This is a genomic window from Streptomyces sp. NPDC048290, assembly GCF_040652095.1.
Classification (GTDB): domain Bacteria; phylum Actinomycetota; class Actinomycetes; order Streptomycetales; family Streptomycetaceae; genus Streptomyces.
The window spans coordinates 1-1,176 of the sequence record NZ_JBEZLM010000069.1 but is presented as its reverse complement, the minus strand read 5'-3'; the positions used below and the strand labels follow the sequence as shown (position 1 = coordinate 1,176).

At 56.8% G+C, this 1,176-nt stretch carries 1 rRNA gene; it reads right to left on the bottom strand.

What is annotated here, in order from left to right:
* Nucleotides 1-1,176 (bottom strand): 23S ribosomal RNA (locus tag AB0D49_RS41750); the annotation flags it as partial.

Here is a 1,176-nt window from a genome sequence, read left to right as displayed (position 1 = left end):
GGACAAGCCCTCGGCCTATTAGTACCGGTCACCTCCACCAGTTACCTGGCTTCCAGATCCGGCCTATCAACCCAGTCGTCTACTGGGAGCCTTACCCCATCAAGTGGGTGGGAGTCCTCATCTCGAAGCAGGCTTCCCGCTTAGATGCTTTCAGCGGTTATCCCTCCCGAACGTAGCCAACCAGCCATGCCCTTGGCAGAACAACTGGCACACCAGAGGTTCGTCCGTCCCGGTCCTCTCGTACTAGGGACAGCCCTTCTCAAGACTCCTACGCGCACAGCGGATAGGGACCGAACTGTCTCACGACGTTCTAAACCCAGCTCGCGTACCGCTTTAATGGGCGAACAGCCCAACCCTTGGGACCGACTCCAGCCCCAGGATGCGACGAGCCGACATCGAGGTGCCAAACCATCCCGTCGATATGGACTCTTGGGGAAGATCAGCCTGTTATCCCCGGGGTACCTTTTATCCGTTGAGCGACGGCGCTTCCACAAGCCACCGCCGGATCACTAGTCCCGACTTTCGTCCCTGCTCGACCCGTCGGTCTCACAGTCAAGCTCCCTTGTGCACTTACACTCAACACCTGATTACCAACCAGGCTGAGGGAACCTTTGGGCGCCTCCGTTACCCTTTAGGAGGCAACCGCCCCAGTTAAACTACCCATCAGACACTGTCCCCCACCCGGATCACGGGCGCGGGTTAGACATCCAGCACGACCAGACTGGTATTTCAACGACGACTCCACACCAACTGGCGTTAGCGCTTCAAAGTCTCCCAGCTATCCTACACAAGCCGAACCGAACACCAATATCAAACTGTAGTAAAGGTCCCGGGGTCTTTCCGTCCTGCTGCGCGAAACGAGCATCTTTACTCGTAGTGCAATTTCACCGGGCCTATGGTTGAGACAGTCGAGAAGTCGTTACGCCATTCGTGCAGGTCGGAACTTACCCGACAAGGAATTTCGCTACCTTAGGATGGTTATAGTTACCACCGCCGTTTACTGGCGCTTAAGTTCTCAGCTTCGCCCCACCGAAATGGAGCTAACCGGTCCCCTTAACGTTCCAGCACCGGGCAGGCGTCAGTCCGTATACATCGCCTTACGGCTTCGCACGGACCTGTGTTTTTAGTAAACAGTCGCTTCTCGCTGGTCTCTGCGGCCACCCCCAGCTCAGAGTG